The organism is Actinomyces bouchesdurhonensis, from assembly GCF_963540955.1.
Classification (GTDB): Bacteria; Actinomycetota; Actinomycetes; order Actinomycetales; family Actinomycetaceae; genus Pauljensenia; species Pauljensenia bouchesdurhonensis.
In genome coordinates this window covers 1-5,663 of record NZ_CAUTSL010000084.1, presented here as the reverse complement: position 1 = coordinate 5,663, position 5,663 = coordinate 1, and the positions used below count along the sequence as shown (strand labels likewise).

The following is a 5,663-nucleotide window of genomic DNA, read 5'->3' as shown; positions in this document are numbered from 1 at the left end:
AGCGCGAGCTGCTCGAGAGGCTGCGCGAGAACTTCCGCGCGTTCGTCGCGGGGGAGCTGGCGGACTATAGGGCCGTCGCCATCGAAGAGGCCTTCTCCGTGGAGGTGGGTGGAGTGTCCGTGCAGGGCCGTATCGACGCCGTTTTTGAGCGCGTGAGCGGGGAGGGGCCGCGATTCCTGGTCGTGGATTGGAAGAGCGGTCAGCCGGTCACGCGCACGACCAAGCCGGAAAAGCTGGCCTATTTCGCGACGCAGCTGCGCCTGTATCAGCGGGCCTGGGCTGCGCGCGTGGGCGTGGATGCCGCCGAGGTGGGCGCGATGGTCGCCTTCCTGGTGGGTCCGTCGCACTACACGCTTGAGGCCCTCGAGGGGATGCTTGGCGGCGCCGCGCAGCCGTTGGACCAGGCCGTGAAGGAGGCTCTGGGGCGCTGAGCTGACGGGTCGCCGCCGTGTCCACGTGGTGGCGACAGTCCTGTCGTTGTCTGATGCGACGATCGGGAGTGCGCGGGCCTGTCGTCGTACCCGCACGCTCGCGATGTTCGTGAAGGCAACGTGCTACAGGGACGTGCGTCGATCCTTGTCGATGACGGATGCCCAGTGGGAATCTGCCGCTTGCGCGTCGCGTGACGTCTGCTGGATCGCTCCAGACATCTGGCCGCACCACTTATGCATGGTGTCTCGGCGCCGCTTACCATCCGATTCGAGCTTGTGATAGCCGGAGGTAACGACCAGGAATCCCCAGTTGATGCCGCCCCCCGAAGGCACGGTGATTTCGTCAACCGTTGCGCGCAGGGCGTCGTGTCTGGTCTTGAGTCGAGCCATTTCTGCGGGGTCGCAGGCGAAGGATGCTGTCATGACTGGCGTGCCTCCTCGTCATCGGGGCGGAAGTAGAGGTCGTTGTCGGCGGCGTACTGGCGCGCAGTATCCATGAGCTGGGGGTCCTGTTCGAAGCACACCACGGGGGTGGGCCAGCGTGCGCCGTTGGCCGGTGGTGCCACTTCGATGAGCGTGAAGGTCCCGACCTTCTCAAGGGTCGCGCTCTCACCCAGTTTGAGCTGCTGATACAAGCCTTCTGGCACGTTGATGCCCGCTGACCAACTTACCGTGATCACGGCTTGCGGTATCCCATCGATGATGTCGGCGTTCGTTCCCGTGATTCTCAGGGGGCTGAAGCCCTCAATGAGTTGATACCGGATAGCTGGCTCGAGAGCGATGATCTCTCCGTCGCAGTGTGTCATCTTCTGTCCTTCGTGGTTGGATGAGCATGCGCCCATCAGGGGGATGGTGAAAAGAAGAGTGCTCATAATGAGCGAGATACGTCGGAACAGTTGCTTCATTTCACCGAACCGATAGCGACATAGCCATAATACTTCTGGAAATCCTCCCAGGAGATCGTGAACTCTCCGTTGGGAGTTGAAAGAAAGCTGTTTGAAATGGTGTTTTCTCCATGTGGGTTGACCAGTGTTACGCCCGATTGATCGGCTTGTTTAACCATGTACGAATGCCTAGCGTAAATGTCGATCGTCTGCTGTGTGCCGTCCGGAAGCTTGACGGATACGGGTGCTGTATCACCCCGGAAGTTCTTGCTCTCTCCTGTGCTTGCGACGGTGGGGCGGCCACTGTTTGCAGAGTGGATAATCTCTTGCCTCTCTGACTTGTCATAGCCCTCACCCCAGCCGAAGAACCAGCTGCCCTTTCCGTCGACTTTGTGCGCGTCCTTGGTTGTGATCTTCGGCAGAGCGTCCAAAGAAGAGCCACCGTTGACGCTCTCGGGGTAGACCTGAGCGTAGGCCCTCTCGTAGAGGGAGATGACACCTTTGTGGCCGGATGTGGAAACGCCAACGGCATACGTGTCTTGTACAAACACTTCATGGGAAGGCCCTGAAAATAGTCCGGGTTTCTCATAGATCGTCACATAGTAGCCGTCGATCTTATGGGCGGAATTGTAGTGTGGGCGAATGCCCTGCGCGAGTTTCGCCTGTCCCTCCTTGGAATTCATGACAGCCATGAGCGAGGCGAGGTAGAAGCAATCCCCTATATTGCCCTGATGGACACTTCGAGGGTCGTATTTCCCTTCCGCGAGCATATTGCGCTCATCTTCGATGTTGCCGATGTCGTCCTTTGTGAGTTTCTCTCTTACGAGACTATCGCGAGCTTTGCGTGCACTCGTTGAATCACCTGTGTATGTTCTGGCGTCGAGCGCACCCGCGAGACTCCGAGACAGTTCCTCCGCCGAGTGTTTCAGAGCTTGGTAGCGGTTGTTGTAATCACTTTGAATGCTCAGAGCTTGTTTGCGTAGTTCCCAGAACTTTGACCAGCGGTCCGCCATTGGCGTGGCGTCGAATTGTTTGTCGAGGTCCTGCAGGGCCGGGCGCAGGGTTCCGTTCACGTAGGATGTGAGGGACTTGAGTTTCCAGTAGTACTTGTCGACGTCGCTGGAGGCGGACGTCAGGCCTGCGCCGAAATTGTAGAGGCGCCTCGCTGCGCGCTGGCTCGACTCGCTGTAGTTATCGCGGGCCTGACCGGCCCACCTCGAGATCGAGAACTTGATGGACAATAGGTCAATCTCGGCAGAGTTTGCTTTCTCGGCAGCGGCACTGAGTCCGTTTTTGATGCCCGCGATCTGGTCGGCGTTTCCTGGTGGATCTGAGACGTAGGTTGAAAACCATCCCATGTCGTTTTCCTTATCAACTCTGAAACAGTGACCAAATGCTAACCGTCTTGAAAGGTTTTGTCAATGTCCTCGTGCCCCTCACGTCCGACGGGAGAGTGGTCTCGTCGACGGTTCCACGCAGGGTGTCGTGCCTGCCCTTCAGCCGCGTCATCTCGGCGGGGTCGCAGGCGAAGGATGCTGTCATGACTGGCGTGCCTCCTCGTCGTCGGGGCGGAAGTAGAGGTCGTTGTCGGCGGCGTACTGGCGTGCAGTATCCATGAGCTGGGGGTCCTGTTCGAAGCACACCACGGGGGTGGGCCAGCGTGCGCCGTTGGCCGGTGGGGTCACTTCGATGAGCGTGAAGGTCCCGACCTTCTCAAGGGTCGCGCTCTCACCCAATTTCAGTGTCTCATTCAGGTTGGGTGGAGCGTTATCCCCGTTGAGCCAATAGACACGAATATCTGCTTGGGGAGTACCGGCAATGACAGTTGCTTTAGCTCCGTTGACGACGAGAAACGGAACGCCGTCAATGACTGGTGCCCAAATCGCAGAGGGAAGATCAATTATTGTTCCGCTGCAGTGTCTCATTTTCTGTCCTTCTTCTCTGCCGGCGCATGCGCCGATCAGGCCCATAGAGAGGATCGCTGTCGCGATTGATGCAATAGTGCGTCGGACTATTGCATTCATATGACAGACTTGATTGGTCCTCGTGGAATTTGCTGCGCGCATCGCTGCACCCAGTTTTTCCGTGACGCGCTCGCCGGTGGCTGCGCGTCCTGGACGGGGTGGAACAAAGGGTGACGGGTAGGTCATGACCATTCGCTATCGTCGACGGTTGTTCCCACAAGACTAATGATCGGAGTGAACGTCTTCAAGGTGCGTTTGCTTGACGGCGCTACCGCGTTCATCGGATGGGGCATCCGCATCAGTGCCACGGCCTCGACGACGTGCGAACTGCGAGCCTCGCCCTGGTGGTGGACGCCGGCCTCTCACGGGGAGGCAGTCAGAGACGATCACTGCGCGAAAAGGTTCGCCTCGAAGGAGTAACGCGACGCGCGGTAGATGTGGTCGCCGTACTCCACGATGCGCCCTGAAGGGTCATACGTCGTGCGCTGAGTTGTCAGCACGGCCGCGCCGTGATGCTCGGCGAGGAGTCTCGCCTCCGCCGCGGTAGCGCTGCGCGCGCCGATGACTTGGCGGGCTGAGGTCAGGACGACGCCGCGTTCACGCATGAGATCGTAGAGGGAACCCGATTCGAGTTCCGCCATGGTTGGCGCAATGTCGGCGGGAATGAGGTTCATCAGGACGGCGATCGGCTCATTGTCGGTAAATCGGGTGCGTTCAATGTGCACGATGGGTGCGCCCTCGTCGACCTGGAGCGTGTCGGCTTCCGTCTGCGTCGCCGGGTGAGCGTCGTAGCACTGAATGGTCGTGCGGACTTTGTGGCCGGCTTCCACCAATTCTCGCATGAGGGATGTGAGTTCCATTGGGCGGTGGACCTGGCGAGGAGACACGATCGTTCCGATGCCTCGGCGTCGTGTGAGCAGCCCACGATCGACCAGGCGTTGGAGGGCCTGGCGCGCGGTCGGTCGCGACACGTGGAGGCGGGCAGCCATCGACAGCTCATCTTCGAGGCGCGTATCCGCGGCCAGCGCGCCGGAATTAATCAACTGGGCGATCGGCTCGGAAATCTGGAAGTACAGGGGTACGGGGGACGAACGATCCAGGGTGATGTCCGGGATGTAGGACTCGCTGACGCCAGTGTGAGGAGAGCGGGACATAGACAACCTCGCGTAATAGGACTTTAGCCTCGTGACACATACGGTTACATGGTATCAGTCACACGGGGTTGAGTCGGTACAGACGCACTCGACCTGTTGCCCAGACGCACACAGGGACGCACCAGGGGCCGCGAGCCTGCAGCTAATTCGTGAGCGCTCAGCGGTCCACGGCCTCGTCAATGGCGGAGGCAACTGAACGGGCCACGGACGCCCACGTGAAGTGCTCGCGCACGCGCGCGCCCACAGCAGCGGCGCAGGACGCGCGGCGCGCCGGATCTGTCACGGCCTCGCGCAGGGCGGGCACGAGGGCATCCGTGAGCTGCGCGGACGAAGCCCCGTCGACGATCCACCCCAACTTGGGAGACGTAATGACTTCCTCTGTGCCTCCGCGAGGCGTCGCGATGATCGCGCAGTCGCCCAGGGCCGCCTCGAGGATTGAGGTGGGCAGTCCTTCGGGGTACATCGACGGGTAGACGAAGATGTCGGATCGGCGGTACAGGCTCATGACAGCGGGGAAATCCAGTTTTCCCAGGAAAGACACGGCGGGGTCGGACCCGTAGCGCTCGTGCAGATCGTCCTCGATGGGACCCGAACCCGCCACGGCCAGGCGTAGGGGAACGTCCGGGAGCTCGGCACGTAGCCGCGTGAAGGCATCCAGCAGCGCGACGATGCCTTTCTCGGCGATGAGGCGGCCCGCGTAGGAGATGACGATCTCGGAGTCTGCGCGCCCGCGCGGCCACTGACGCTCGTAGCGGTTGTCGGCCACCGCGGTGTCCTCGGGGGTCACCGCGTTGTACCACACGCCCGACGCCTTGATCTTGAAGTGGCGCAGCCACTTGTTGCAGTTGCGTGAGACGCCGTAGTAGGAGGTGACGTGCTTTTTGACGAAGTGGGTGAGGGCGTGCTCGTAGATGCCGCCGAAAAAGTCGAGGATCGGGTTACCGACGCTCATGTGTGCGGTGCCGTGCTCGATCAGGGCGACCGGACGGCCCAGGCGATGCGCAAGGCGCGCGCCGAGCAGGCTGGTCAGGTGGAAGCGCGTATTGACGATGTAGAAGTCGGCGTTCTCGGCTTCGACGGCCGCCATTGTCTCCTTGAAGCGCTCGTCGCGCTTAAAGAAGGGGTAGCGTTGCTTGAAGAGGTTTTTGGTCGGCAGGCGGTAGATGCGCAGGCCGTCCTTGTCCTCGAAACGAGGCAGGGACTCGTCGTGCAGGGACGTGACGATGAAGA

The 5,663-nt window shown here is 60.7% G+C and carries 8 protein-coding genes; 2 read left to right on the top strand and 6 right to left on the bottom strand.

Annotated features, from left to right (window positions below; all coding sequences use genetic code 11):
- Positions 1–431 (top strand): PD-(D/E)XK nuclease family protein (locus tag RYL44_RS09810; protein WP_314975864.1); only part of this gene is annotated, 431 nt, incomplete at its 5' end.
- A 123-nt stretch (positions 432–554) separates the two neighbouring features.
- Here the strand turns inward: RYL44_RS09810 and RYL44_RS09805 are convergent.
- The 4 genes from RYL44_RS09805 to RYL44_RS09790 form a co-directional block, all read right to left on the bottom strand.
- Complete coding sequence (locus RYL44_RS09805) at positions 555–854, bottom strand: hypothetical protein (protein WP_276740274.1); 300 nt, start codon at positions 852–854, stop codon at positions 555–557.
- The gene (locus tag RYL44_RS09800) at positions 851–1,336 is read right to left on the bottom strand and encodes a hypothetical protein (protein ID WP_314975863.1); all 486 of its coding nucleotides are present in this window, start codon (positions 1,334–1,336) and stop codon (positions 851–853) included. The genes RYL44_RS09805 and RYL44_RS09800 overlap by 4 nt, the downstream gene beginning before the upstream one ends.
- The gene (locus RYL44_RS09795; protein ID WP_314975862.1) at positions 1,333–2,673 is read right to left on the bottom strand and encodes a C2 family cysteine protease; all 1,341 of its coding nucleotides are present in this window, start codon (positions 2,671–2,673) and stop codon (positions 1,333–1,335) included. The genes RYL44_RS09800 and RYL44_RS09795 overlap by 4 nt, the downstream gene beginning before the upstream one ends.
- 180 nt (positions 2,674–2,853) lie before the next feature.
- Positions 2,854–3,240, bottom strand: a complete 387-nt coding sequence (locus RYL44_RS09790; protein WP_314975861.1) for a hypothetical protein — start codon at positions 3,238–3,240, stop codon at positions 2,854–2,856.
- Positions 3,241–3,513: 273 nt separating this feature from the next.
- Here RYL44_RS09790 and RYL44_RS09785 point away from each other — a divergent pair, with 273 nt between their 5' ends.
- Positions 3,514–3,699, top strand: coding sequence for a hypothetical protein (locus tag RYL44_RS09785; protein ID WP_314975860.1), 186 nt, complete (start codon positions 3,514–3,516; stop codon positions 3,697–3,699).
- Here RYL44_RS09785 and RYL44_RS09780 read toward each other — a convergent pair.
- Positions 3,666–4,433, bottom strand: a complete 768-nt coding sequence (locus tag RYL44_RS09780) for a GntR family transcriptional regulator (protein WP_276740267.1) — start codon at positions 4,431–4,433, stop codon at positions 3,666–3,668. The genes RYL44_RS09785 and RYL44_RS09780 overlap by 34 nt on opposite strands.
- 157 nt (positions 4,434–4,590) lie before the next feature.
- Positions 4,591–5,663: glycosyltransferase family 4 protein (locus tag RYL44_RS09775; protein ID WP_314975859.1), on the bottom strand; the 1,073-nt coding region annotated here is incomplete at its 5' end.